At 70.8% G+C, this 1696-nt stretch carries 1 protein-coding gene and 2 pseudogenes; 2 read left to right on the forward strand and 1 reads right to left on the reverse strand.

Going from position 1 to position 1696, the window contains the following annotated elements; translation table 11 throughout:
• Together A9X04_RS31555 and eccE are read left to right on the forward strand one after the other, a co-directional pair.
• On the forward strand, positions 1 to 119 hold a 119-nt coding region (locus tag A9X04_RS31555; RefSeq protein ID WP_231985740.1), incomplete at its 5' end, for a hypothetical protein.
• Positions 116 to 742 (forward strand): annotated as a pseudogene (gene eccE / locus A9X04_RS29765) (type VII secretion protein EccE); the annotation flags it as partial. The gene A9X04_RS31555 and the pseudogene eccE, both read left to right, overlap by 4 nt.
• On the opposite strand, the pseudogene A9X04_RS15670 reads toward eccE, so the two are convergent.
• Positions 743 to 1696: pseudogene (locus A9X04_RS15670) on the reverse strand (S8 family serine peptidase); the annotation flags it as partial. It abuts the pseudogene before it with no gap.

The raw sequence follows: 1696 nt of genomic DNA on the forward strand, positions 1-1696 counted from the left end.
CCCCCCCCCCCGCCGCGGCGCCCCCCCGGGCCCGCAACATCGCGGTCGGGTTCGTCGGGGCGGTGGCCGCGGGCGTGCTCGTGGCCGCCATTGCGGCGCGGCTGAGGAGGGCGCGGTGAGGTCCACGCTGACCGGGTTCAGCCCGGGCAGCAACCGACGGGTCGTCGGGGTGTGGGTCGTGTTCCTGCTCGCGGTGGCGAGTTGGGCGGCGGCCGGCTACATCGGCGCCGCGGTCGACGCGGTGGTCGGCATCGCCCTGGTCTTCGTCCGGTGGTGGGGTCAGCCCGCGTGGTCGTGGCTGGTGTTGTGGCGCCACGGCCGGCGGCCGATCAGCTGGGACGCCCCACTGACCGTGGCCAACAACCGTTCCGGCGGTGGCGTCCGGGTGCAGGACGGCGTCGCGGTGGTGGCGGTGCAATTGCTGGGCAGGGCGCACCAAGCCACCACGGTGACCGGCTCGGTGACCGTCGAGACCGACAACGTCATCGACGTCGTCGAATTGGTGCCGATGATGCACCAGGCGCTGGGTTTGATGCTCGACTCGATCAGCGTCGTATCACTCGGCTCCCGGCACGGCACCGTCGGGGACTACCCGCGGGTGTATGACTCGGAGATCGGTACCCCGCCATATGCGGGCCGGCGCGAAACCTGGTTGATCATGCGGCTGTCGATCATCGACAACACGCAAGCGCTGCGTTGGCGGACAACCGTTGGCGCCGCGGCCATTTCGGTGGCGCAGCGTAACCCGGGTCTGCGCACCGGGGGGCATCCGATCACCCGGCGGGATGTTGAACGTCAGCGCCGCAACGGGATCGACCAACCCATATCCGACTTTGTTGTCGACTCCAGCGGGCGGGTTGTGCGCCGACTGCACGATCCTGTTGATCACCTGATGCGCGCTGAGGCCCGGGTATTTCGCCCGCACCAGGGCCGCGACGCCGCTGACGTAGGCGGCCGAGAAGCTGGTGCCCCAGAACGGCATGTTCTTTTCGCCCGGCCTCGACGGCGGGTAGGCGTTCACCGGTCCGCCCCCCTGGGGTGAGAGGCCCATGATGTGGGTGCCCGGCGCCGCGACACCCACCCAAGGTCCCGACATGCTCTTGTCGAGCGCGGCGCCCGTGGCATCGACCGCACCGACCGACAGGACGTAGTCGGAAAACCAGGAGGGCGACGAGACGACCTTGACCTGATGCCAATCCCGGGGATCCGACGGATCCAGCGGGTCGTACATCGGGTTGTTGTTGCAGCCGGCTTCCCCGTCGTTTCCGGCCGCGGCCACCACGACCGCGTCCTTGACCGTGGCGGCATACCACAGCGCCGCGCCGAGCGCGCGTTGGTCGGCGGGGGCCGAGGCCGGCAGGCAGGCGGTCACCGAGATGTTGATCACCTTGGCACCCATGTTGGCCGCGTGGACCACTGCGCGGGCGACCGTGTTGAGCGTGCCGGCTTTGACCTTCTCGTCGGAATTGGGATCTCCGGGCGGGGGGTTGACCGGCTCAAAAGCCCTGGACGACTGGCGGATTGAGATGATGGTGGCGTTCGGGGCGACCCCGACCACCCCGTCGGGCGCTCCCGGCGGCAGCGGCGGCACGGCGGGTTCGTCCTCGGTCTGCGGGTCCGCCGGCCCGTTCGAGGCTGCGGTGGCGCCCCCTCCCTCGGGAGGCGGCGGCGGTGGCGGGGGCGGGCCGGTCCGCGC

The organism is Mycobacterium sp. E3247 (genome assembly GCF_001667785.1).
GTDB lineage: Bacteria > Actinomycetota > Actinomycetes > Mycobacteriales > Mycobacteriaceae > Mycobacterium.